Source organism: Streptomyces sp. CBMA156 (assembly GCF_014596515.1).
Classification (GTDB): Bacteria; Actinomycetota; Actinomycetes; order Streptomycetales; family Streptomycetaceae; genus Kitasatospora.
On the sequence record NZ_MSJQ01000169.1, the window covers coordinates 1 to 23,754 of the forward strand.

General features: G+C 74.4%; 23 protein-coding genes. 11 read left to right on the top strand and 12 right to left on the bottom strand.

What is annotated here, in order from left to right:
* Positions 1–56: 56 nt before the first annotated feature.
* Both BU198_RS14120 and BU198_RS14125 read right to left on the bottom strand, forming a co-directional pair.
* Complete coding sequence (locus BU198_RS14120) at positions 57–1,154, bottom strand: chemotaxis protein (RefSeq protein ID WP_188297184.1); 1,098 nt, start codon at positions 1,152–1,154, stop codon at positions 57–59.
* A gap of 265 nt (positions 1,155–1,419) precedes the next feature.
* The gene (locus BU198_RS14125) at positions 1,420–2,010 is read right to left on the bottom strand and encodes a lytic polysaccharide monooxygenase (protein ID WP_188297205.1); all 591 of its coding nucleotides are present in this window, start codon (positions 2,008–2,010) and stop codon (positions 1,420–1,422) included.
* A 324-nt stretch (positions 2,011–2,334) separates the two neighbouring features.
* Here BU198_RS14125 and BU198_RS14130 point away from each other — a divergent pair, with 324 nt between their 5' ends.
* The 5 genes from BU198_RS14130 (at position 2,335) to BU198_RS14150 (ending at position 9,259) form a co-directional block, all read left to right on the top strand.
* Positions 2,335–2,802, top strand: coding sequence for a MarR family winged helix-turn-helix transcriptional regulator (locus BU198_RS14130; protein WP_188297185.1), 468 nt, complete (start codon positions 2,335–2,337; stop codon positions 2,800–2,802).
* A 251-nt stretch (positions 2,803–3,053) separates the two neighbouring features.
* Positions 3,054–4,244: an MFS transporter gene (locus BU198_RS14135; RefSeq protein WP_188297186.1), complete on the top strand. Its 1,191-nt coding sequence runs from the start codon at positions 3,054–3,056 to the stop codon at positions 4,242–4,244.
* A gap of 22 nt (positions 4,245–4,266) precedes the next feature.
* Entirely contained in the window at positions 4,267–4,689 is a 423-nt protein-coding gene (locus tag BU198_RS14140) for a GlcG/HbpS family heme-binding protein (RefSeq protein ID WP_188297187.1), read from the top strand.
* Between the two features lie 169 nt (positions 4,690–4,858).
* On the top strand, positions 4,859–6,850 hold the full coding sequence (locus BU198_RS14145) for an NHL repeat-containing protein (RefSeq protein ID WP_188297188.1): 1,992 nt from the start codon (positions 4,859–4,861) through the stop codon (positions 6,848–6,850).
* 144 nt (positions 6,851–6,994) lie between these two features.
* Complete coding sequence (locus BU198_RS14150; protein WP_188297189.1) at positions 6,995–9,259, top strand: MMPL family transporter; 2,265 nt, start codon at positions 6,995–6,997, stop codon at positions 9,257–9,259.
* A 1-nt stretch (position 9,260) separates the two neighbouring features.
* Here BU198_RS14150 and BU198_RS14155 read toward each other — a convergent pair whose 3' ends face one another.
* Complete coding sequence (locus BU198_RS14155) at positions 9,261–9,707, bottom strand: DUF5990 family protein (RefSeq protein WP_188297190.1); 447 nt, start codon at positions 9,705–9,707, stop codon at positions 9,261–9,263.
* A gap of 60 nt (positions 9,708–9,767) precedes the next feature.
* On the opposite strand from BU198_RS14155, the gene BU198_RS14160 reads away from it, so the two are divergent.
* Positions 9,768–10,226: a DUF6193 family natural product biosynthesis protein gene (locus tag BU198_RS14160; protein WP_188297191.1), complete on the top strand. Its 459-nt coding sequence runs from the start codon at positions 9,768–9,770 to the stop codon at positions 10,224–10,226.
* Here the strand turns inward: BU198_RS14160 and BU198_RS14165 are convergent.
* A complete protein-coding gene (locus BU198_RS14165) occupies positions 10,223–10,639 on the bottom strand; it encodes a MerR family transcriptional regulator (protein ID WP_188297192.1) in 417 nt (138 codons plus the stop codon). The two genes, BU198_RS14160 and BU198_RS14165, sit on opposite strands and share 4 nt — an antisense overlap.
* Before the next feature lie 180 nt (positions 10,640–10,819).
* Here BU198_RS14165 and BU198_RS14170 point away from each other — a divergent pair, with 180 nt between their 5' ends.
* The gene (locus tag BU198_RS14170) at positions 10,820–11,152 is read left to right on the top strand and encodes a hypothetical protein (RefSeq protein WP_188297193.1); all 333 of its coding nucleotides are present in this window, start codon (positions 10,820–10,822) and stop codon (positions 11,150–11,152) included.
* Positions 11,153–11,186: 34 nt separating this feature from the next.
* Here BU198_RS14170 and BU198_RS43335 read toward each other — a convergent pair whose 3' ends face one another.
* Positions 11,187–12,497, bottom strand: a complete 1,311-nt coding sequence (locus BU198_RS43335; protein ID WP_188297194.1) for a M14 family zinc carboxypeptidase — start codon at positions 12,495–12,497, stop codon at positions 11,187–11,189.
* Positions 12,498–12,633: 136 nt separating this feature from the next.
* Positions 12,634–15,753, bottom strand: a complete 3,120-nt coding sequence (locus BU198_RS14180) for a phosphocholine-specific phospholipase C (RefSeq protein WP_188297195.1) — start codon at positions 15,751–15,753, stop codon at positions 12,634–12,636.
* Positions 15,754–16,179: 426 nt separating this feature from the next.
* Between BU198_RS14180 and BU198_RS14185 the strand changes: the two genes are divergently transcribed.
* Positions 16,180–16,713, top strand: coding sequence for an EF-hand domain-containing protein (locus BU198_RS14185; RefSeq protein WP_317620117.1), 534 nt, complete (start codon positions 16,180–16,182; stop codon positions 16,711–16,713).
* Between the two features lie 115 nt (positions 16,714–16,828).
* Complete coding sequence (locus tag BU198_RS14190) at positions 16,829–17,896, top strand: YihY/virulence factor BrkB family protein (RefSeq protein ID WP_188297197.1); 1,068 nt, start codon at positions 16,829–16,831, stop codon at positions 17,894–17,896.
* Between the two features lie 10 nt (positions 17,897–17,906).
* Here the strand turns inward: BU198_RS14190 and BU198_RS14195 are convergent, their stop codons facing one another.
* On the bottom strand, positions 17,907–19,022 hold the full coding sequence (locus BU198_RS14195) for a mechanosensitive ion channel family protein (protein ID WP_188297198.1): 1,116 nt from the start codon (positions 19,020–19,022) through the stop codon (positions 17,907–17,909).
* Between the two features lie 240 nt (positions 19,023–19,262).
* Between BU198_RS14195 and BU198_RS14200 the strand changes: the two genes are divergently transcribed.
* Positions 19,263–19,637: a PRC-barrel domain-containing protein gene (locus BU198_RS14200; protein WP_188297199.1), complete on the top strand. Its 375-nt coding sequence runs from the start codon at positions 19,263–19,265 to the stop codon at positions 19,635–19,637.
* 128 nt (positions 19,638–19,765) lie between these two features.
* Here BU198_RS14200 and BU198_RS14205 read toward each other — a convergent pair whose 3' ends face one another.
* The 3 genes from BU198_RS14205 to BU198_RS14215 all read right to left on the bottom strand — a co-directional run bounded on the left by BU198_RS14205 (position 19,766) and on the right by BU198_RS14215 (position 21,841).
* Complete coding sequence (locus BU198_RS14205; RefSeq protein ID WP_188297200.1) at positions 19,766–20,233, bottom strand: ATP-binding protein; 468 nt, start codon at positions 20,231–20,233, stop codon at positions 19,766–19,768.
* A 209-nt stretch (positions 20,234–20,442) separates the two neighbouring features.
* Positions 20,443–20,838 (bottom strand): STAS domain-containing protein, encoded by a 396-nt coding sequence (locus BU198_RS14210; protein WP_188297201.1) that lies wholly within the window; start codon positions 20,836–20,838, stop codon positions 20,443–20,445.
* A gap of 109 nt (positions 20,839–20,947) precedes the next feature.
* Entirely contained in the window at positions 20,948–21,841 is an 894-nt protein-coding gene (locus BU198_RS14215) for a SigB/SigF/SigG family RNA polymerase sigma factor (RefSeq protein ID WP_223244365.1), read from the bottom strand.
* A 242-nt stretch (positions 21,842–22,083) separates the two neighbouring features.
* On the opposite strand from BU198_RS14215, the gene BU198_RS14220 reads away from it, so the two are divergent.
* Positions 22,084–22,743: a CatB-related O-acetyltransferase gene (locus BU198_RS14220; RefSeq protein ID WP_411293190.1), complete on the top strand. Its 660-nt coding sequence runs from the start codon at positions 22,084–22,086 to the stop codon at positions 22,741–22,743.
* Positions 22,744–22,781: 38 nt separating this feature from the next.
* Here the strand turns inward: BU198_RS14220 and BU198_RS14225 are convergent, their stop codons facing one another.
* Positions 22,782–23,084 (bottom strand): hypothetical protein, encoded by a 303-nt coding sequence (locus BU198_RS14225; RefSeq protein WP_188297203.1) that lies wholly within the window; start codon positions 23,082–23,084, stop codon positions 22,782–22,784.
* A complete protein-coding gene (locus tag BU198_RS14230; protein ID WP_188297204.1) occupies positions 23,081–23,590 on the bottom strand; it encodes a hypothetical protein in 510 nt (169 codons plus the stop codon). The genes BU198_RS14225 and BU198_RS14230 overlap by 4 nt, the downstream gene beginning before the upstream one ends.
* Positions 23,591–23,754 lie beyond the last annotated feature (164 nt).

Sequence of the window (23,754 nt, forward strand, 5' to 3'; positions counted from 1 at the left end):
CTGAGCGCCCGGCCCGGCCCTGCCCCGCCGGTCGCGCGGGCAGGGCCGGCGGCCGGTCAGTAGCGCAGCACGGCGGCGATCCGGCCGGCGTCGGCGAGGGTCCCGTCGGGGACGAAGCCGATCTGTCCGCCGGTGTCCAGGGTGCGCTCGATGACCTCGTCGACGATGTCCTCGCGGGCCCCGGGCTGGTCGGCCTCGGCGGGTACCAGGTGCTCGCCGTCGTCGCGCACGGTGGCGCGGAAGTTCTCCTCGACCACCAGCCGGGCGATCCGGCCGTCGCCGACGGCCTGCCACAGCTCGTCCAGGCCGGCCGCGAACTGCTGGGCGCCGCGGGCCTTGTCGAGCTGGGCGAGGTTCTCGGCGACCTCGCGCTCGGCCTGCGCGCGCACGGCGGGCTCGACCACCTTGCGGACGGTCTCGGCGTCGGCCTGGGCCAGCCCGCCGTGCGGCAGCTGCGCGGTGGACTCCTTGGCGATCGGGCCGACGGCGTCCAGCAGGGCGAGCGCGGCGGCCTCGCCGACCACGTAGAGCGGGCGGGGGGCGGCGGCCAGCAGCTTGCCGACCTCGGTGTCCGCCTGGCGCAGGAAGGTCTTGGTCGCCTCGTCGCGGAAGGTGCTGGGCGTGTCGCCGATCTGCTCCTGCCGCTCGGGATCGGGGTTGTCGAAGACGCGCACCAGCGGGAAGCCGCGGTCCCTGTCCTCGGTGACCCGTTCCTCGGTGCCGCCCCACAGCACGACCCTGTCGGCGGCGACGGCGAGCACCCAGTGCGGGCGCTCGGCGGCCTGGGCGGCGACCAGGTTGCGGGTCAGGAAGGTGTCGGAGAGGACCACCCGGGCGGGGGCGGTGCGCCCGAGTGACCACACCTGGTGCTCGCCGGGCGCGGCGAGGATCGCCAGGCCGTCCTCCGCGTGCACCAGGTCGACCTCGGTGAGGGCCCGGTCGAGCTGCTCCAGCACCTCGATCCGGTCGGCGCGGGAGACCTTCGGGTCGGCCTGGACGCGCTCCTTCGCCTCGGCCACCAGGTTGCGCAGCCGCACCGGGTCCTGGGCGTTGTCCGGCTCCCTGCGGTGCGTGGGCATCAGGATCGACACCGCCGGATAGGGCCGCGGCCGGCGCAGCTCGGCGAGGACGGCGGGGCTGAGGTCGGGGCGCATGGAGACCCTTTCCGAAGGCGGTCGGCCTTCTTTCGTGGACGCGCGAAGCCATGGCACTGCTGCCAAATGTCGTCAATGTACCTATTTACGGCTTCAGCGGCGCGCGAGCACGGCTCCGGGGCGGGGTCTCGGGTACGGGCGGGGGCCTCCGGGGGGTCTTCCGGTACGGGCGGTGTCCCGCCCGCGCCGCCCGGGGTCGGACGGCGCGGGCGGGACGTGACGGTCAGGGCCTGACGGTCAGGGTGCGACGGTCAGGACGCGACGGTCAGAACTGGACGTCGGTGCAGGAGTAGAAGGCGTTGCCGGTGTCGGCGACGTCCCAGACGGCGACGACCACCTGGTGGCCGGTGCGGCCGCTGGGCAGGGTCGCGGTGTGGACGGTGGTGGCGGCGGGCTGGCGGCCGTTGTAGGGGACGGTCAGGAACGGGGTCAGGTCCAGGGAGGCCCGGGTGATCGGCTGGCTCGCGTTGTAGCCGGGCTTGGTCAGGTAGTACTTGAAGTACGAGGTGGAGTGCCTGGCCTCGATCTCCCAGGTGAAGTTGAGCTGCTGACCGGCCGTCACCTTGGTGGTCGGCCAGGCACCGTTGCGGGGGTTGTCCAGCGGGGCCCAGCGGCCGTCGCCGCCGGCGCAGATGGTGCCGTCCGCCGGGCCGCGGCTCGGGAAGCCCTTGGGGCCCTCGACGCTCTGCGGCTCCCACTGGATGTCGCCGCAGTCCCACGGGACGGCGTTGGCGCCGCAGAGGGCGGAACGGCTCGGCGGCAGGTTGATGAAGCCGTGCGACTGGGCCGGCAGGGCCGCCGCGATCGGCAGGGCGATCGCGGCCGCGGCGGCGGCGATCAGGTGGCGCTTGCGCATGCGCATGGTGCTCCTCCGTGGGGGTGGATGGAGTGTGCGCCCGGCACGGGACGGACGTGCGCGTGGGGGTGCGCACGATGGCCTGCCCGAGGCATGGCATGCCCGTGCCAGACCGGTTGCCCGACACCGTAGGATCTGCCTTCCCTCCGCGTCAATGGTCTGAACCATTTGCGCCAAAACCCCGTGATTACTGGGCACCGTACGGCAGTTGGCACTCCGCGTCCGTACGGGAAGTAATTGCATGAGCGCACTACGGGCTCTGGCCGGTATTTTGGTTCGTGGCTTATCCTGGTACTCAGCCACACCCGCAAGGAGGCCAGGCCCATGACCGCCACGGACCCCGCGCTCACCGCCCTCGCCAACGGCTGGGGCGCCCTGTCCCTCCTGCACAGCAGGATCGAGTCCCACATCGAACGCGCCCTGCAGTCCGGGCACGGCCTGAGCGTGCGGGAGTACTCGCTGCTCGACGTGCTCAGCCGCCAGCACGACGGCGACGGCGGGCACCTCCAGATGAAGCAGGTCGCGGACGCGGTGGTGCTCAGCCAGAGCGCCACCACCCGCCTGGTCACCCGGCTGGAGGACCGCGGGCTGCTGGCGCGCTACCTCTGCCCGACCGACCGCCGCGGCATCTACACCAACGTGAGCGAGGACGGCCTGAGGCTCCTGGAGGAGGCCAGGCCGACCAACGACGCCGCCCTGCGCGAGGCGCTCGGCGAGGCCGCCCGCACCCCCGGACTGGCCTCGCTGGTCAGGGCGGTCGAGGCCGTGGACGCCGCCTCCCCCGCCCACTGACCCCGGCCGGCCTCTCCGGCTGACACCTCAGGCCGCCCACCCGTACGCACCCCGGGCCCGGCCCGTCCCCGACCGCACCCGCGGCCCGGGGCGGACCGGGCCCGGCCGCGTTTCCGCCCGCCCTGCCCACCCCGTCCGCCCTGGAACCCTTGGCGCACGCCTCCTGTATGCGCTTGCACTTATCGCGCGCCTGCAACTATTGTTCAAGCATGCAAGGCGCTCACTCAAGCAATCCCAGAAGGGTCGGCTCCATGCCCCTGGCTCTCCTCGCCCTGGCCATCGGCGCGTTCGGGATCGGGACCACCGAATTCGTGATCATGGGCCTGCTGCCCGAGATCGCCGGCGACTACGGCGTCTCCATCCCCCACGCGGGCCTGCTGGTCACCGGCTACGCCCTCGGCGTGGTCCTCGGCGCGCCGCTGATGACCGTCCTCGGCACCAGGATCGGCCGCAGGACCATGCTCATGCTGTTGATGGGCCTGTTCACCGCGGGGAACCTGCTCTCCGCGTTCGCCCCGTCCTTCCCCGTGATGCTGGCCGGGCGCATCGTGACCTCGCTCGCCCACGGCGCCTTCTTCGGCATCGGCTCCGTCGTCGCCGCCGACCTGGTCGCCCCGGAGAAGAAGGCCGGCGCCATCGCCACCATGTTCACCGGGCTGACCGTCGCCAACATCGTCGGCGTGCCGCTGGGCACCTTCGTCGGCCAGGCCGTCGGCTGGCGCACCACCTTCGCCTTCGTCGCCGCGCTCGGCGTGGCCGGCCTGCTCGGCATCGCCAGGCTCGTCCCGGACCTGCCCCGCCCCGAGGGCGCCCACCTGCGCCGGGAGCTGACCGCCTTCCGCAACCCCCAGGTGCTGCTCGCGATGGCGATGACCGTGCTCGGCTTCGGCGGGGTCTTCGCCGCGATCACCTACATCGCCCCGATGATGACCGACGTCGCCGGCTACGCCGACGGCTCCGTCACCTGGCTGCTGGTGCTGCTCGGCGTCGGCATGTTCCTCGGCAACCTGCTCGGCGGCCGCTACGCCGACCGCAGGCTGATGCCGATGCTCTACACCACCCTCGGCGGACTCGCCGTCGTGCTGGCCCTGTTCACCCTCACCGCCCACAGCAAGGTGCTCGCCGCCGTCACCGTCCTGCTCATCGGAGCCCTCGGCTTCGCCACCGTCCCCCCGCTCCAGAAGCGGGTCCTGGACCAGGCCCACGGCGCCCCCACCCTGGCCTCCGCCGTCAACATCGGCGCCTTCAACCTCGGCAACGCGCTGGCCGCCTGGCTCGGCGGCGCCGTCATCTCGGCCGGCCTCGGCTACACCGCCCCCAACTGGGTCGGCGCCGCCCTCGCCGCGTCCGCCCTGCTGCTGGCCCTGTGGTCCGCCGCCCTGGAGCGCCGCGACCACAGCCGCCCGGCCACCGCCCCCGTCCCCGTTCCCGCCCACCACTGAACGCCCCTACCGGAGAACCGACATGAGCACCACCACCGCCGTCGCCCCGCTGACCACCGCCGACGCCGAGACCCTCGTCGCCGCCGCCCGCACCGCCGCCGAGGCCGCGGACGTGCCGGTCAGCATCACCGTCCTGGACGCGGGCGGCCACCTGCTCGCCTTCCGCCGCGACGACCGGGCCGTACTGATCTCCGGCGAAACGAGCACCCGCAAGGCCTACACCGCCCTCCAGCTGAACGCCCCCACCGCCGGCCTGGTCGACCTCGTCAAGCCCGACGGGCCGTTCCACACCCTGCCCACCGCGCTGGACCGCCCGCTGCTGTTCATCGCCGGCGGCGTCCCCGTCCACCGCGACGGCCGCCTGATCGGCGCCGTCGGCGTCGGCGGCGGCGCCCCCGAGCAGGACCACGCCTTCGCCACCACCGCGCTGCGGCAGCTCGGCTGACACCCGGCCCGGCCCGCATCACCCCACCCCGGCCCGCATCGCCCGTACCGGGCAATTTCCGCCGCGCCCCGCGCCCGGTTGCGCCCGGGCGGCCCGGGGATGTGGCAGGCAGGGGACGGACGGCCCGCCATCGGCCGTCCGTCCCCCTGCCTGCCGAAACGGAGCCCCCATGCGCCGACGCCGCGGCGTCCTGCTGACCGCCGCCCTCCTGGCCCAGCTCGCCGCCGGACCCACCCACGCGGCGGCACCGGCCCCCGCCGGCCAGTGCGGGGTGGTCCGCAGCGGCGACACCCCGCTGGGCGGCGCCGAGGTGACGCTCTACCAGGCCGGGGACGACACCGGCGCCCGGCCCCGGGTGCTGGCCCGCACCCGCAGCGCCCGGGACGGACGCTTCACCCTCGACTACCGCCGCCCCGACGACCCGCGCGCCGTGCTGTACGTGCTGGCCGGCCTCCCCCGGGACACCGAACCAGCTACCCCGCAGGACGGCCCGCAGGACGGCCCGGTGACCCTCGCCGCCGTCCTCAGCGGCGCCGGCGCCCCGCCCGAACTCGTCGTCAACGAGCGCACCACCGTCGCCGTCGCCTACGCCCTGGCCCGCTTCACCGGCCCGGACGGCGTCGCCGGCCCCCACCCCGGGCTGCGCAACGCCGCCGCCGTCGCCCACAACCTGGCCGACACCGGCACCGGCGGCATCGCCGCCCTCCTCGCCGCCCCGCCCAACGGCGACCTCACCTCGACCCTGGCCGAGGTCAACACCCTCGCCAACCTGCTCGCCGCCTGCGTCACCGGCGACGCCTGCGACCAGCTGCTCGACCTGGCCCGCCGCCCCGGCCGCGAACGGCCCCGCGACACCCTGCGGGCCGCCGTGGACATCGCCCACGACCCCGGCCACAACGCCGCCGCCCTCTTCGCCCTCGCCGGCACCACCCCCCGCTACCTCCCCGCCCTGCCCGCCGCCCCCGCCGCCTGGACGGTGGCCCTGCGCTACGACGGCAACGGCCACGAACTCGACGGCCCCGGCAACCTCGCCTTCGACGCCGACGGCAACGCCTGGGTCAGCAACAACTACCGCTACGACGCCGACCCCACCCGCCCGGTCTGCGGCGGCGAGACCGTCCTCAGGTTCACCCCCGACGGCCGCGACGCCCCCGGTGCCCCCTACCGCGGCGGCGGCCTGTACGGCGCCGGCTTCGGCGTCACCGTCGACGCCGCGGGCACCGCCTGGATCGCCAACTTCGGCTTCCAGGGCCGCGGTTGCCCGATCGACCCGGCCCCGCTGGAGCGCAGCGTCTCCCGCTTCGCCCCGGACGGCACCCCGCTCTCCCCGCCCGAGGGCTGGCGCACCGGCGGCATCGCCCAGCCGCAGGGCCTGGCCGCCGACCGCTCCGGCACCGTGTGGGTGGCCGACTGCGGCGCGGACAGCGTGACCCGCGTCCCCGACGGCGACGCCACCCGCGCCCGGGAGATCCCCACCCCCGCGCTGCACAAGCCCTTCGGCGCCGCCGTCGACCCCGCAGGGCGGCTGTGGGCGAGCGGGAACGGCAGCGACAGCGTCCAGATCCTGGCCCCCGACGGCACCGTGGAACGCACCGTCACCGGCGGCGGCCTGCGCCGCCCGCTCGGCATCGCCACCGACAGCCGGGGCAACGCCTGGGTCGCCAACAGCGGCATCCTGCCCGTCCCCTGCGGCGACACCACCCCCGGCGACCTCGCCGACGCCGCCGTCGCGGGCGACGACGGGCCGCGCCCGGGCGCCTCCGTCACCCTGATCCGCTCCGACGGGACCCCGGAACCCCGACCCTTCACCGGCGGCGGCCTGTTCCTGCCCTGGGGCGTCGCCGTCGACGGCGAGGACACCGTCTGGGTCGCCAACTTCGGCGGCCACCGCGTCGCCCGGCTGTGCGGCACCGACCTCACCGCCTGCCCGCCCGGCACCACCACAGGCCAGCCCCTCTCCCCGCCCGACACCGGCTACCCGAGCGACGGACTGGAACGCAACACCGGCCTCCAGATCGACCCCTCCGGCAACGTCTGGCTCGCCAACAACTGGCGCACCCTGCCCGTGCAGACCAACCCCGGCGGCCACGAACTGGTCGTCCTGGTCGGCGCCGCCGCCCCCGTCCGGGCCCCGAGGCTCGGCGGCCCCGACCGGCCCTGACCAGCCCTCATCGGCCCGGCCCCGCGGTCCCTACGGCCCCGGGGCCGTAGGGACGACTACCCGCCGGTACCGGTGGGCGGCCCCGGCCGGCGGGAACACTGCGCCGATCGGCGCACCGCCGTGCAGGAGACCCGGGAGCCTTCCATGCCGCCGTCCGCCCGCCCCGCCCCCTCGGCCCCCGCCCGACCGGCCAGGCGCGCGGCGCTGCGCCGCCTGGGCGAGTGGTGCGCGCGCCACTGGCTGGTCGTCGTCCTGCTGTGGATCGTCGCCCTGGCCGGCGTCCAGGCCGCCAACCGGGCGGTCGGCGGCTCCTACTCGGACGACTTCTCACTGCCCGGCACCCAGGCCCAGCAGGGCCGGGACGTCCTCCAGGCGCACGAGCCGGCCGCGGCGGGCACCAGCTCCCAGGTGGTGCTGCACGACGCGGCGCAGCTGACCGCCTTCCAGCCGCAGATCGCCCAGGCGGTCTCCTCGCTGCAACAGCTGCCGCACGTGCTGTCGGTGCAGAGCCCGCTGCCGCCGCCGGGTCAGAGCCCCCCGCCGGGCGGCCCGCTGGCCCCCGACGGGCTGACCGGGTACCTGACCGTACGGTTCGACACCAGTCCGGCCCTGCTGGGCACCGGCTTCCTGCCGGGGGTGGACGCGGCGGTGGCGCCGCTGCGGGCGGCCGGGGTGCAGGTGGAGTACGGCGGGCCGCTGGGCGAGCTGGCCAGGCCGGCGGCGGACGACCGTTCCAGCGAGGCGATCGGCTTCGCGGTGGCGGTCGTGGTGCTGCTGGTGGGGTTCGGCAGTGTGATCGCGGCCGGGCTGCCGCTGCTGACGGCGCTGGTGGCGGCGGTGGCCGGGCTGGGGGCGCTGGGGCTGGTGGCGGCGCTGTCCACGTTCGCGACGGTGGCGCCGACCCTGGCGACGATGATCGGCATCGGGGTGGGGATCGACTACGCGCTGTTCCTGCTGACCCGTCACCGGCAGAACCTGATGGACGGGGTGGACCCGGTGGCCTCCGCCGGGCGGGCGGTGGCCACCAGCGGGCGGGCGGTGCTGGTCTCCGGCTGCACGGTGATCATCGCGCTGTCCGGGCTGTCGGTGTCGGGGATCTCCTTCATCGCCAAGCTGGGGGCGGCGGCGGCCGTCACGGTGGTGTCGGCCGTGCTCGGGGCGCTCACCCTGCTGCCGGCGCTGATGGGGCTGATCGGGCGCCGGATGGACCGGTTCGCGGTGCGCCGTCCGGTCGCCGAGGCCGGCGCGGACGGGCAGGACGGGAACGGGCAGGGCGCGGACGAGCAGGGTGCGGACGAGCAGGGCGGGGCCTGGCACCGCTACGCCCGGCGGGTGGAGGCGCGGCCCTGGCGGTACCTGGTGGCCGGGGTGGTCGTGCTCGCGGTGCTGTCGATCCCGCTGTTCTCCATCCAGCTGGGCCACGTCGGCGACGGCGCGGACCCCACCGGCTTCACCGACCGGCGCGCCTACGACCTGATGTCCCAGGCCTTCGGTCCGGGCTCGAACGCGCCGCTGACCGTGGTGGTCGACCAGAGTGACGTGCCCGCCGGGGCGCGGGCGGGGGTGCAGGCCTCGGTGCAGCAGGCGCTCACCGGCCTGCCGGGCGCCGCGAGCAGCACGCCGCCGCAGACCAGCCCGGACGGCGCGGTGCTGTTCGCCACCGTGATCCCGGCGAGCGCCCCGCAGGACCGTGCCACCACCGATCTGGTGAACCGTCTGGCGGACACCGTGCTGCCCGGTGCGGTGGCCGGCAGCGGCGCGCGGACGTACGTGACCGGCAACACCGCGGCGCAGGTCGACTTCCTGGACATCGTGTCGAGCCGGCTGGTGCCGATCATCGCGGTGGTGGTCGGGCTGGCCTTCCTGATCATCCTGGCGGTCTTCCGCGGCCTGCTGGTCGCGGTCAAGGCGGCGGTGCTCAACCTGCTGTCGATCGCGGCCTCGTACGGGGTGGTGGTGGCGGTCTTCCAGTGGGGCTGGGGCGGGCCGGCGCTGGGGGTGGCGGGGAAGGTCCCGATCGAGAGCTACGTGCCGATGATGATGTTCGCGATCGTCTTCGGGCTGAGCATGGACTACGAGATCTTCCTGCTCTCCCGGGTGCACGAGGCCTGGCTGCGCACCGGGCGCAGCCAGGACGCGGTGGCGCACGCGCTGGGGATCACGGCGCGGGTGATCACCTGTGCGGCGCTGATCATGGTGAGCGTGTTCGCGGCGTTCGTCGTCAGCGACAACGTGGTGGTGAAGATGATGGGGCTGGGCCTGGCGGTGAGCGTGCTGGTGGACGCGACGGTGGTGCGGCTGCTGCTGGTCCCGGCGGTGATGACGCTGCTGGGTGCGGCGGCCTGGTGGACGCCGCGGTTCCTGGACCGGGTGCTGCCGCACATCGACGCCGAGGGCGGGAACGCCTGACTCAGGCCGTCGACCAGGTGACCAGGGGCGGGCGGACGGCGGCGCACAGGGGGTGGCCCTTGGCGTCGGTCAGGCCGAGGCGGGCGATCAGCAGGCCGGTGCGGGCGGCCCGCTCGGCGGTCCTGGGGTCGATGCCGGTCAGCAGCAGTTTCGCCCGGCGGAACATCGTCCGCTCCTCCCCGGCCACCCAGTTCAGGTAGACGAAGCGCCCGCCCGGGCCGCCCTGGACGTAGCGCCCGGTGATGTCCACGCCGCCGTCCGGCAGCGGCTTGGTGGCGCACTCCAGCGCCCAGTGCGCCCGCGCCGCGTCCCCGGGCTGCGGATCCAGCAACTCGCCCGGCCGCGCCCGGCGCTGGACGGCGACGTGGACGTCCCGGTACCCCGGGAAGCCCGGCCCGGCGGGGCACTCGCGGCCGGGCAGGTCGGTGGCCTCGATCCTCAGTTCCATGAGGCCATCGTGCCCGATCCGGGGGGCCTGCAGCGGGAGGGCCGGGGCAGACTGTCCGTCATGCGATCCGACGATCAGAAGAGCGTCCCGCCGAAGCCCGTCCTGCTGGACGAAGCCGCCGCCCGGGCGGTCGGGCCGGAGGCCGCGGTGGAGGCCAACTGGCAGAACAGCATCCGGACTTCGGAGTGGCGCGAGCAGGCGGACGGGGACGGCCCTGGCAGCCCGGCCGACGACCGGCTGCGCCTGCTGCGGGCCGCGTACGCCGAACCGCGGCTGCGCCGGCTCTACCTCTGGAACAGCCACCACACGCTGTGCTTCAGCCGGTCGACGCGCTGGCCGTGGGCCCATGAGGGCATCCCGTTCACCGACCCGCTGGGCGACGGGGTCTACCGCGTCCGGCGTCCGTACAGCCTCGACGTGCTCGGCACCCCGACCAGCCCCGAGGAGGCCGTCGCCCTGGTGGTCGCGCACGTCCCGCCGGACCTGGGGCCGGTGTTCAACCGGCCGGAGCGGGGCTAAGGCGTGGCCGAGGGCTGCGGGGCGACGGGGGCGACCGGTTCGACGGGGGTGACGGGTTCGACCGGGGCGGCGAGCCAGGAGGAGAGCGCCCGTTCGGCCCGCTGGAGCTGTTCGCGGCGTTCCCGGATCTCGGTGAGGCGCCGGGTGAGGCGGGCCCTGGTGGCGTCGCAGCACCTGTGGTCGTCCTCGGGGTCGGGCTCGGGCTGCATGCAGGGCAGCATCAGGGCGACGTCGCTGGCGGTGAAGCCGGAGTCCAGGAGTGCCCTGATCTGCCGGGCCCGCCCGACGTCCGCGCGGCTGTAGTCGCGGTACCCGGAGCGGCTGCGTTCGGGGACGAGCAGTCCCGTCGCCTCGTAGTGGCGCAGCCGGTGGGCGGGGACGCCGACCTCGGCCGCCGCGTCGGCGATCCGCATGTGCTCCTCCTGGGACTTGACCTTCAGATCAGTGTGAAGGTTGACGCTGCCCGCAGGCAACGTTCGTCTTCCGGGTTTTCCGTTCCGCCGTTGGCCTCCGGGGCTCATCGGGCGGCCCGGGGTTTTCGTCGGCGGGTGCCCGATCTTCCCGCCCGGGGGCCGAACGGGCAGACTGGCCCGGTGACTTCGTGGACCGTGCAGTTCTGGGACAGGATCCGCTCCGGCTTCCACGCCGCCGACGCCGCCGAGCGGTGGACGGCGCGCGCGGCCTGGGCGATGGCCACCGCGTCGGTGTGGCTGGTCCTGGTGTTCACCGTCGTGTGGGGGGTCCAGGTCGCCGGGGCGCCGCCCCGCATGGTGGCGGCGCTGCTGGTCTTCTCCGCCTTCGCCGTTCCGGTCGTCTCGGCGGTCGCGGTGACGGCCGCTCCGCACGGACACACCCGGCGGCCGGTGCTGATGGCCGCCGTCCTCCTGACCGCAGTGGCCTGCGCCCTCGCCGTGGCGGCCCGCTGAGGACAGGCCGTACCCGGGGCCGGCTGAACCGTCGTCACGATCCCCGGACGCCGTGGCGCAGCGCGACGGCGGCGCGGACGGTGTTGGCCTGCTGGGCGGCCTGGCGGGCGACGGGCAGCCACCGGGGGCGGAAGCGCCGCTGGTACTGGGCGCACCAGTCCCCCAGGAGTTCGTCGAGGCGGGCGGCCTGGGGTGCCGCGGGGGCGTCGGCGGCCCGGACGGCGCGGCGCAGCAGGGCGGCGGCGCGGACCGGGATGCGGTGGGCCCACAGGTCGATGCCGGTGAGGCGGGCGCGGGTCATCGGGGTGTGCAGGAGGTCGTGTCCGTGGGCCTCGGGGTCCCATTCGTCGGCGAGTTGGTGCAGGGCGGTCAGCGGGGTGCGGGCGGCGCGCAGCAGCGGGGTGTCGGGGGTGGGCAGGTGGGGCCGGGCGGCGTCGAGGAGTGCGGTGAGCTGCTCGCCGCGTTCGCGCAGGCGGTCGGCATAGGAACGCAGGTGGTGGTGGGCGGTTTCGGCGGGGCGGGTGTCGCCGAGGTGGGCGCTGGTCCAGGCGGGGACTTCGACCAGGACGGTCTCGCCGCCGTGGCGTTGCGGGGCGAACCAGGTGCCGGCCCGGACGCCGCCGGTGCGCTCGTGCGGGGTGAGCATGCCGGTGGTGCTCTCCTGGTGGTCGATGTGATGGGGGGTCATCAGGTAGACGCCGGGGCCTGATTCGTGGAGGCGGAAGGTGTCGAAGGCGCCGGTCTCGACGGGGATGCCGAGGGCGGCGGCGGAGCGGGCGAAGGGGTGGGCGAGGGCGGCGGGGTCGCTGGTGGCCTGGACGAAGGTGCCGCCGACGTCGGTGCTGTGCAGGGAGAACTGGAGGGTGGGGCGCAGTTCGTCGATCAGGTCGAGGAGGGTGCGGCTCTCCGGGAGGGCGGCGCCGATGGCGGGGGCCCATTCGGGCTGTTCGTCGGCGGCGGGGCGGTAGTAGTGGTCGAAGTAGGCGGGCAGGGTGCGGGCGGTGCGGCTGCCGTCGGCGAGGTGGGCGCCGTCGGGGTCGAGGCAGAGCAGGAAGTGCCAGGCCAGGTCCGGGTGTTGGTGGGTGAGGGCGTGGTGGGCGAGGTCGGCGGTGGCGGCGCGGCCGGCGAACTCGTCGGCGTGGGCGCCGGAGACGACCAGCACGTTGTGCGGGCCGCGGCCGACGGTGAGCAGGGTCAGCGGGCGCCCGGCGCGGGAGGTGCCGACGGTGCGCACCCGGCACCGGTCGGGCCACCGGTCGGCCAACTTCCGTGCGGTGGCGTCGAGTTCGTCCAGGCTCGGGTAGTGGTCGCGGATGCCCGCCGGGTCCGTCGCGTCGGTCGCCATCGGTTCCTCCCCTGTGCCGCGGGCGCCCGCGGCGGATCGTGGTCGTGGCAAGCAGTTGTACCTGCCGCACGCCGCGAACGGCCCGGGCCCGTCCGGGTGCGGGGACTCGGACGGGCCCGGGCGGGGCTGGGAGCGGTCAGCCGGTGACGGGGCGGGTGTCGAGGCGGATGTGGTCGACGGCCCAGTACCAGTTGTTGCCGGCGTCGTACATGCGGAACCTGAGGGTCACCGAGCGGGCTCCGGCCGGGACGGGGAAGCTGCGGGTGATCCGGGTGTTCTGGACGTCCTTGCCGGCGTTGTCGTTGCCGGTGGCGTCGGAGCTGTAGGCGAGCAGGCGGGTCTCGGTGCCGTTGTCGAAGACGGCGGTGACGGAGGCCTTCTGGGGGGCTTCCTGGCGGTAGTGGGAGTCGAAGGCGAGGTGGAGGGTGTCGGTGCCGGCCGGGATGGTGACGGCGGGCGAGACCAGGGTGGAGTCGAAGACGCCCTTGCGGGAGGGCGAGCCGGTGTCGTCCCAGTCGTCGGGGTCGGCGACGGCGACGACGCCGAGGGCGCGGGTGAAGTTGCCGCGGTCCTGGGCGCCGAGGGCGGCCCATTCGCGCTTGGTGTGGAAGGTCCAGCCCTGGAGGCGGACGGTGCCCTGGGGCATGGCGGGGGCGTTGACGACCGTCCAGCCCTGGGGGGCCTGGGCGGTCCAGCCGAGCAGGCCGGACTCCGGCTTGAGGGCGCCGGCCAGGGATTCGAAGTCCTCGTCGAGGAGGTGGCCGGTCATCACCGGGGCGGGGCGGGCGGCGAGTTCGCCGTCGGCGAGGGCGTGGCGGCCGTCGGCGAGGGCGCGGGCGGTGACCAGCAGGCGGTGGGTGGCGGTGGCGGGCAGCTGGGCGGGCGGGGTGACCTGCCAGACGGCGGTGGCACTGGCGCCGGCGGCGAGCCGCTCGGGCGGGGCGGTGACGGCGGTGGCCGTCCAGCCGGGCGGGAGCAGCGGCTGGGCCTCCAGGCGGGTGAGGGCCGCGGTGGCGGTGAGGGTGGCGGTGACGGTGGCGGGCCGGCCGGGCAGCAGGACGGGTTCGTCGATGGTGGTGGAGGCGGCGCCGAGGGCGAGGCTGACGGTGAGCGGGTCGGCGAGGCCGATGGCGGGGTCGGTGACGGTGCGGTCGTCCCAGGGGAAGCGGTTGGCGAGGCGGCGGCGGAAGGTGAGGTCGCCCTGGACGGTGACGGCGACGTCGTACCAGCCCTCGGGGCCGACCTTGAGGTTGACGGTGCGGTCGTCGCCGGCCGCGACGCGCACCTCGCGCAGGCCGTCGCCGTAGGCGAGGTCGCCGACGAGGAAGGTCTGGGCGGTGCGGGAGCGGTTGATGACGTCGACTTCCAGCACCTTGCCGTTGCCCTCCTCGGAGAGCGAGACCTCGTAGGCGGAGGCGGCGTCGCCGCGCAGGTGCCACAGGGCGCCGTCGGGGCCGTGGACGCGCAGGTCGTAGCCGGCGGGGCCGACCTTCCAGACGTCCGAGAGGCGGGACTTGGCGGCGACGGTGTAGTGCTTGGGGGCCTCGCCGGGGGCGGGGTAGACGGCGAAGACGGCGCCCTGGCGGCCCTGGTTGACGAAGTCGAGGGTGAGTTCGTCGCCCTTGAGGCGGGGCTTGACCAGCAGGTTGTACGGGGCGGGGCGGGAGGAGCGGGTGCCGCGCTGCTGCTGGGGGAAGGTCTGCGGGCTGGGCACGGTGGGGGCGGGGAGCTTGCCGGTGTCGACGACCTTCTGGCGGTTGCCGCTGGTGTCGGGCAGCTGGGGCCAGGCGGGGTTGCGGCCGGAGAAGTCGAAGACGCCGGTGAGGTCGCCGCAGACCGCGCGCCGCCAGGGGCTGATGTTGGGTTCCTGGACGCCGAAGCGCTGTTCCAGGAAGCGCAGCACGGAGGTGTGGTCGTAGACGGTGGAGTCGACGACGCCGCCGCGGGTCCACGGGGAGACGACGATCATCGGCACCCGGACGCCCAGGCCCATCGGGTAGGGGCCGGAGACGAGGGTCTCGCCGGCGGGGAGGGTGTCGGACCAGCCGAGGGTGCCGTCGGCGGCCTTGACCCGGTACCTGCCGTCCTGGTCGACGACCCGGTGGTAGGTGGAGCCGCCCTTGCCGACGCGGACGACGACCTCGCCGTCGACCGGGACGTTGGACTTGCCGCGGCCGGTGGCCAGCGGCGGGACGGGCGGCAGCTGGTGGTCGAAGAAGCCGCCGTGCTCGTCGTAGTTGAGGATGAAGACGGTCTTCTGGAACACCTCGGGCTTGGCGGCGAGCGCGGACAGCAGCCGGGAGGTGAGGTGTTCGCCGTTCGGCGGCGCGTAGTTGGCGTGCTCGGACAGCGCGGCGGGGGCGACGATCCAGGAGACCTGCGGGAGGCGGTCGGCCTGGACGTCGGCGGTGAAGGCGTCGACGAGGGCGTCGCCCATGGCGAAGGGGTCGTTCTTCTTGGCCGGGTCGCCGACGGCGCGCATGCCGCGCTCGTACAGCGGCTCGCCGGGCTTGGCCTTGACGAAGGGGGCGAACCAGGCGAGGGCGTTGTCGTCGAAGTTGTCGATGGCCTGGTAGGTCTTCCAGCTGACGCCGGCCTTCTCCAGGCGCTCGGCGTAGGTGGTCCACTCGTAGCCGCCGGGGATCTCGGTGTTGTCGGTCACCGGGGTGTCCCTGACGGTGCCGCCGCTGGTGCCGGTCATCAGGTGGTCGCGGTTGGTGTTGGTGTTGCACTGCACGGAGGCGTGGTAGGCGTCGCAGACCGTGAACACCGAGGCGAGGGCGTGGTAGAAGGGCATGTCGGCGGACTCGTAGTAGCCCTGGCCGAGCCAGCCGGAGGAGCGGCGGGTGACGGAGCCGTCGGCGCGGCCGTCGTTCCAGGCGTTCATGGAGTCGCCGTAGCCGAAGGCGGGCGCGCCCTGCTGGTAGGCGTTGGTGTGGGCGGCGTTCATCGCGAAGGGCAGCAGGTAGCCCTCCTTGCGGCCGGGGTCGGGCTGGTGGAACACCGAGCGGCCGTCGACGCCGCGTACGGCGGTGCGGTCGCCGAAGCCGCGCACGCCCGTCAGGGTGCCGAAGTAGTGGTCGAAGGCGCGGTTCTCCTGCATGAACACCACGACGTGCTGGATGTCCGCCAGCCGTCCGGGCCTGGCCGGGGCGGCGAGCGCCTGCTGGACGCTGAGCGGGAGGGCGGACAGCACCGCGGCCGCCGCCGCGCCGCCGAGGACACTGCGGCGCGACAGTTCGGGCTTCGGACTCATGGGGGTGGGGCTCCTTGCTGACGGACCGCGGGTCTTCGCTTCGGGGGCCGGCCGCGCGGTTCGGACCGGACCCGTTATGTGTACGAGACCGAGGTGGACGCAGCCGTGGTGTCCGATGACGGATCGGTGACCGGTAAGAGACTCCGAGCTGTACAGACAACTTGACGTCAGTGGATCAAGGACGCGGGCCGGACCCGCCGTCAGGAGCAGCACCGGCCAGGGCGTTCGCGCCGGCTTCGCCCGGGCCCGGGGAACCGGGCGCGCCCGGATCATGCGTACCTGGCACACCATTCCACCGAAGGTGTGGTCTTCCCTGGCGGCGATTGCCCCGCCGTTCGGCTTCGACCTACCGTGCGTCGAAAGTCCTGACGGGGCGGCGTGCTCCGTCCTCGGGCGACGCAGAGGGAGAAGGAATTGCCGGCCAAGGTGAAGAACCAGAAGTTCACCATGCTCTTCGACTGGTTCGACCAGGGTGGCGACGGCATGCTCACCCACGACGACTTCCAGGCGATGGGAGAGCTCTTCGGCGCGCTGGCCGCGGACGACGACCGGGAGAACGCCTCGGCGATGCGGCAGGCGTTCGAGGAGTGGTGGCGGGTCCTGCTCGAACACGGGGACGCCGACGGGGACGGGAGGATCGACCGCAAGGAGTTCCTCGACGTCATGGAGGCCAACGTCACGGCTCCGGAGCACTTCGAGAAGGCGGTGCTGGCGATCGCGGACGCCCTGATGCGCGCGCTGGACACCAACCACGACGGAGTGCTGAGCAAGGACGAGTACGTGCGCATGTACGACGCCCTGGGAATCCCGCCCGAGCACTCGGGGGACGCGTTCCGCCGGCTCGACCGGGACGGCAACGGGGTGATCAGCCACGAGGAGTTCCGGACGGCCATCACCGAGTTCTACCTGAGCACCGACGAGAACGCGCCGGGGAACTGGCTGATCGGCCCCCTCCGGTAGCAGACCCGACCTCTCCGGAGCAGGACCCGCCCGGACGCCCAGGACCGGGGGGTGTCGGGCCGGGGGGTGTCGGGCCGGGGGGTGTCGGGCCGCGCCCCGCGGGCAGACGCGCGGTGTGAATCCGATCGAACGGGCCCTGCGGGCCGTGGACGGCTTCCAGCAGCGCCACCGGGCCCCCGGCCTGGTGATCGGCGTCGTGCGCAAGTACGGGGACGACCGGGGCGGACTGCTGGCCGCCCTGATCACCTACTACGGCTTCGTCGCCCTGATCCCGCTGCTGCTCCTGCTCAGCACCGTCCTCGGCTTCGTCCTGCACGGCCACGCCGGGGCGCAGCGCGCGGTGCTGGACTCCGCGCTCGCCGACTTCCCGATCATCGGCGACCAGCTGCGCCAGAACGTCCACTCGCTCCAGGGCAGCGGCCTGGCCCTGCTGATCGGTGTGCTCGGGCTGCTGTACGGGGCGCTCGGCATCGCGCAGGTCCTCCAGCACGCCATGGCCGAGGTCTGGAACGTGCCGGGGGTGCAGCGGCCCGGCTACTGGCCGCGGCTGGCGCGCAGCGTGCTGCTGTTCGCGGTGCTGGCCGGCGGGCTGGTGCTGGGCACCGCCGCCGCCTCGCTGGTCGGCAGCGCGCTGGGCGGGCCGGCCGCCAGGATCGGGGGCCTGGTCGTCTCCGCGCTGGTGAACACCGCCCTGTGCCTGGCCTGCTTCCGGGTGCTCACCCCGCGCGAGGTCCCGCTGCGGGCGCTGTGGCCGGGCTGCGCGCTCGCCGGGCCGCTGTTCACCGCCCTCCAGGCGGGCGGCTCGCTGCTGGTCACCCACGAGCTGCGCCACGCGAGCCAGGTCTACGGGTTCTTCGCGACCGTGATCGGGCTGCTGTCCTGGCTCTACCTGGCCGCGCAGGTCACCGTGTACGCGGCCGAGGCCAACGTGGTGCTCACCCGGCGGCTGTGGCCGCGCAGCCTGCTGCAGCCGCCGCTGACGGACGCCGACCAGGCGGTGCTGTCCTCGGTCGCCCGGCAGGAGGAGCGCCGGCCCGAGCAGCGGGTCGACGTCTCCTTCCCCGGGGCGCCCGAGGACCCGGACGAGGGCGGCGGCGACGGCGGGGGCCGCGACGACAGCGGGGCCGGCGGGGACGGCGGGGACACCGAGGACAGCGGGAAGGACGGCAGCGGCGGCCGGTGAGGGCCCCGGTTCACCCGCCGGGCGGTCCGGCGGTGCCCCCGGTGTCGTCGGCGGCCGCGGCGGCCCCGGTGTCACCGCCGGCCGGGCGCGTGCCGGGGGCCGGTGCCACGGGCAGCCGGGGCAGGGCGTACGGGTGCTCGTCGCGCAGGTAGCCGACGAGGTGCTCGCGCAGCTGGCAGCGCAGCTCGAACGCGTCGGCGCCGTTCGCCGCCGTGGCCAGCACCCTGACCACGATGGTGGTGGGGGTGGTGTCGACCACCTGGAGGGCGCTGCCCTCGCCGTCCCACAGCCCGTTGCCGGCCAGGAAGGCGTCGAACTCCTTGCGCAGCAGGGCGACCGGCGCGTGGTGGTCGAGGTGGAGTAACGCGGTGCCGGTGATCCGGCTGGAGCGGCGGGACCAGTTCTCGAACGGGCGGCCGACGAAGTACGACATCGGCATCACCAGGCGCCGCTGGTCCCAGGTCTCTATCACCACGGCGGTCAGGGTGGTCTCCTCCACCGTGCCCCACTCGCCGCCGACCACGACCACGTCCCCGATCCTGGCGAGGTCGCCGAAGGCCATCTGGACGCCCGCGAAGACGTTGGCCAGGGTGCTCTGGGCCGCCACGCCCGCCACCACGCCGGCCAGGCCGGCGGAGGCGAGCAGGCTGGTGCCGACGCCGCGCACCGCGGGGAAGGTCATCAGGACGGCGCCGAGCGTCACCACGGCGACGATCGCCTGGCCGATCCGGCCGAGCAGGTCGGCCTGGGTGCGGGCGCGGCCGGCCCAGGCCGGGTCGCGGCGGTGCACGGCGAGCCGCAGGGTGCTGTCCGCGAGCAGCGCCACCATCCGGGCGCCCAGCCAGCCGCCGGCGGCGATGGCGAGGATCACCGCCAGGTGGCGCAGCCCCTCACCGGCGGCGGGCGGCGCGGCGATCCACGGCAGGGCGCCGAGCAGGAGCAGGCACGCCGTCAGTGCCAGCAGCGGGAGCCGGCAGCGGCGCACCAGCAGGGGGACGCCGACGGCGCCGGTGCCCCTGCGGGCGGCCAGGTGCCGCACCGTGAGCTGCGCGATCCGGTCCAGGCCGTACGCGAAGAGCACCGCCGCGGCGCTCGCGAGTGCCAGGCGTAGCAGGCTCCACCACATCTGCCGTTCTCCCCTTCTGCCGGGTCCTGCCGGCGGGCGCCCGGGTGCGGCGCCGCCGGTCGCCCGCTCGTTTTTCCCGGCGCGGCGCGGCCAATCCTCCCGACGGGCGCCCGGTGGGGACCCGGCCGGCGGGGGCCTGCGGGGCATGGATGCGGCGGTCGGGGGCAGCCGATGGTCGCGCGTCCGCGCCGGGCCCGGCTCCTCGCCGGCCCGTACCTGCCTCATGGAAGGGAGAAGCGCATGAGTGGGAACACCGACATCTGGGAGTTCCGCAGCACCAGCGGCCACAGCGCCGGTACCGACCTCATCGGGTTCCACGTGGAGGCCCAGGACGGCCCCGTCGGCAAGGTGGACAAGCTGTCCGAGGAGGTGGGAACGCGGTACCTGGTCGTGGACACCGGCCCCTGGATCTTCGGGAAGCGGGTGCTGCTGCCGGCCGGCACCGTCATCCGCATCGAGATCGCGGAGCGGACGGTGTACGTGGACCGGACCAAGGAGGAGATCAAGAACGGTCCCGACCTGAACGGCGGGGCGCTGGAGACGGAGTCCGGGTTCCAGGAGCGGGAGCGGTACGCGCTCTACTACGGGCCGTTCTACAGCGGCCGCATCCTCTGACTGCCCGGGCCGCCGGCCGCCGTCCCGCTCGGGGCGGCGGCCGGCCGCCGTGCGGGGCCTGCGGGGGCGCGGGCCTGCGGGAGTACGGAGCCTGCGGGAGCGCGGGTCAGGCGCGGGTCAGCCGCGGGTCAGGCGCGGGTCAGGCGGCGGGCGTCGAACTCGGCCCAGATCGTCTTGCCCTGGCCGTGCGGCTCGGCGCCCCAGCGGTCGGCGGTGCGCTGCACGATGAACAGGCCGTGGCCGCCGGGCAGGGCCGGGTCGTGCGGGTGGCGCAGGGCGGGCATCGCCGGGCTGCGGTCGCTGACCTCCACCCGCAGGCGTTCCCCGGTGGCGTCCAGGACCAGCTCCAGCGGGCCGTCCCCGTGCAGCATGGCGTTGGCCACCAGCTCCGCCACCAGCAGCACGACGTCCGCGCCGACGCCCTCGTGGACGTCGGGCAGGTACCAGTCCCCCACCGCCTCGGCGGTGAAGCCCCTGGCCCGGGCGACCGGCTTGGGGAACCCGGCCAGGGTCAGCCGCCGGCGCTGGCCGCCGGGCGGCAGCGGCGGCCCGGCCGGGTGTGCGTCGCCGTCCAGGGTTCCCCGGCTCATCGTCATGTGAGGGCACCCTTTCGGATCGACGGCGGTTTCGCATGGTCGGTTTCCCGGCGCTCCCGGGATTATGCCTGTCCGGGCACCGGGTGCGCGGCCTCTGCGCCACGCGTCCCGGCACGAACCGGTCGGGAACCGGAAGGGAACCCGGTACGAACCCGGTACGGACCGGACGGGAACCCGGTGGGCCGTACCCGGCGGGGCGGGGGAACGGCTCAGGCCGCCAGGGCCGACTCGGCGGACTCGTGGATGGAGAACACCGCCTGGGTGCCGGTCAGTTCGAGGACCCGCATGACGGTGGGCGGCACCGCCGCCAGGTGCAGCGGCACGCCCTCCGCCTCCGCCGCGAGGCGGGTCCTGAGCAGGAGGTTCAGGCCGGAGGAGTCGCAGAAGCCCACTCCGGCGAGGTCGATCACCACCGCGCCCGGCCGCTGGGCGAGCAGGGCGGTGAGCGTGTCGGCCGCGGGCGCGAGCGTCTCGATGTCGAGGTCGCCCGCCAGCGCGCACACCACCGCGCCGGAAGCCGCGGGGCGGGTCCGTACCGCCAGCTCCGCACGGTACGGGGCGGCCGCCGGTGCGGGGCCCCGCTGGTCGTTGTCGGATGGCATCATCGTCGTCCCCTCCAGGTCCGTGCCCTCCGACCTTACGTAGGCGGTGTCCCGCGGCCAAGCGGCGGGGTCGCGGACCGGGCCGCGACCCCGCCCGCGACCCCGCCCGGACTCAGGCTTCGGTCAGGCCCTCGCGCAGCCGCCGCAGGGTGCGGCTGAGCAGCCGGGAGACGTGCATCTGGGACAGCCCGAGGCGCTCGCCGATCTGCGACTGCGTCATGTCCTCGCAGAAGCGCATCGACAGGATCAGCCGGTCCCGCTCCGGCAGCGCGCCGACCAGCGGCTTGAGCGCCACCAGGTCCTCCACCAGGGAGAGGTCCCGGTCCTCCTCGCCGAGGCGCTCGCCCAGGCAGCCGGGGCGGTCGTCGTCCTCGCTGCTGGTGTCCAGGGAGCCCGCGGTGTGCCCGTTCGAGGCGGTCAGCCCCTCCACCACCTCCTCCTGGGAGAGCCCGAGGTCCGCGGCCAGTTCGGCCACCGTGGGGGCCCGGTCCAGTTCCTGCGCCAGCCGCTCCTGGGCCTTCGCCAGCACGATCCGCAGCTCCTGGAGGCGGCGCGGCACGTGGACGGCCCAGGTGGTGTCACGGAAGTGCCGGCGGACCTCGCCGAGCACCGTGGGCAGTGCGAAGGTCGTGAACTCGACGCCCAGATCGGGATCGAACCGGTCGATCGCCTTGATCAGCCCGACCGCCCCCACCTGCAACAGGTCCTCCTGCGGCTCCCGGTGCGCGGTGAAGCGGCGGATCGCGAACCTGACCAGCGAGAGGTTCATCTCCACCAGCGTGGCCCGCACGTACGAGTACTCCCGGGTGCCCTCCTCCAGGGCCGCGAGCCGGCGCAGCAGCACCCGGGTCAGCTCGCGCGCGTCGGCCGGCGCGACCTCCCGCAGGTCCTCGGTCGCGTCGAGCTCCGGTGGCAGGAGCCCGCGCAGGTCGGCTGTGGCGGAGGCGGCCGTGCGGCAGGGGTCCGTCGTCGGCGAAACGGAAGTGGTCAGTTCACCAGTGGTCATGACCATCGGAGTCCTTTCCTCGTGTCGGCACGGTCGAACGACCCGACTACCCCGCCTCGGCCGATCGATGCGGCCACCCGGGGTGAAGGTTCCGTGAAACCCGTTCGGGGCGTTCCGGCAGGCTACGGGAAACCCGTCGGCCGTCGGCGCCGTCCGGAGGATCATGGAGCGGCGCGCCCCGGGCGTCCCCGGTGTCCCACGCGTCCCTGACGCCACCTCCCACGTGAAAGCGGTGCCCCTCCGTGATCCCCGCCGTGCCCGACCCGACCGTGCCCGACCCGACCGTGCTGCACCCCTTCCCCGAGCAGCCGCGGGTGGTGCTCCTCAAGCCGCTGGTCACCTCGCCGCTGATCGAGGTCGGCGAGTACTCGTACTACGACGACCCCGACGACCCGACGGCGTTCGAGACCCGCAACGTGCTGTACCACTACGGGCCGGAGAAGCTCGTCATCGGGAAGTTCTGCGCCTTCGCCGAGGGGGTGCGGTTCGTGATGAACGGCGCCAACCACCGGATGGACGGGCCGTCCACCTTCCCCTTCCCCGTCATGGGCGGCGCCTGGGCCGAGCACTTCGACCTGCTCACCGGCCTGCCAGGGCGCGGCGACACCGTGATCGGCAACGACGTGTGGCTGGGCTACCGCACCACCGTCATGCCCGGGGTGCGCATCGGCCACGGCGCGATCGTCGCCGCCGGGTCCGTCGTCACCTCCGACATCCCCGACTACGCGATCGCCGGCGGCAACCCGGCCAAGGTGATCCGGCCGCGCTACGGCGAGGCCGACGTCGCCCGCCTGCTGGACCTCGCCTGGTGGGACTGGCCCGCCGGACACCTCACCCGCCACCTGCGCACCGTCATGTCCGGCACCGTCGACGACCTGGCCGCCGCCGCGCCCGGGGCCTGACCCGGCGGCCCCGCCCGGGCCGCCGGCGGCCCGAACTCCTAACCCACCGTGGGGTGGTGGAGTTTGCGGGCGGCGGTGCGGATGGCGAGGGTGTACGGGGCGTCGAGGGCGCGGGTGCGGGCGTCGAGGTCGTGGAAGGCCACCAGGGCCCGGTGGGTGTCGTCGGTCGTCTGGGTCCAGGCCGTCCAGGCGTTGTGGACGTCCTCGTCGGTGACCTGTTCGCCCTTGGCCTGGAGCAGCACGGCGTAGATGCGGAACAGGTCGTCGGAGCCCGCCGGGGGTCTGGCCTCCGAGGGCAGGCAGTCGCGGATCAGTTCGGCGATGGGATCGAGGTGGCTCATACGGCCAGTGTGCCGCTGGCGAGGGTGCCCGCGAGGAGGATCAGATGAGCCACCGCGAAGATCATCGGTACGGCCCGTTCGGTGGTGCCGAGTTCGGTGTAGTGCCGGTGGTGCCGGCCGGGCCCCTCGGTGCTCCGCAGGACGTCCCACTCGTCGGTGAAGATCTGCGCGGACAGCTTCTCCTCCAGGCTGTTGATGACCTGGAACTTGGCGCCGTTGAGGTCCCGGTAGCTGCGCAGCTGCATCCACCAGGCGCCGGAGAGGGTGATGCCGGCCAGGGCGACGGCCGTCGGCACCCACCACGGGGACTCGGAGAGCCTGGGTATGCCGAAGCCGATCAGGGTGACCAGCGCGGTCTGCACGGACAGGAAGAAGGTGTTGGCGGTGCCGCGGCGGGCCGAGACCCGGTCGGCCATCTCCACGGCGAGCTTGTACAGCTCCAGCAGCTCGGACTGACGGTCGGACGGATGCTCTGACGGACGGTTCGGCTCCGGCGGCGTGGTCATCGCGAAACCCCCTCGGGCAGGTGGTGTGCCGGCTTCGCCCGCTGCCCGGGCTCCCCCCGATGTGTCCATCCTTCCCTGTACGCCGGCCCGCCAGTGCTGCCGGGCCGGTGCGCGGGGCGGGCCGGCGCACGGGGCGGGCCGACTCGCGGGTCGGGCCGGTGCGC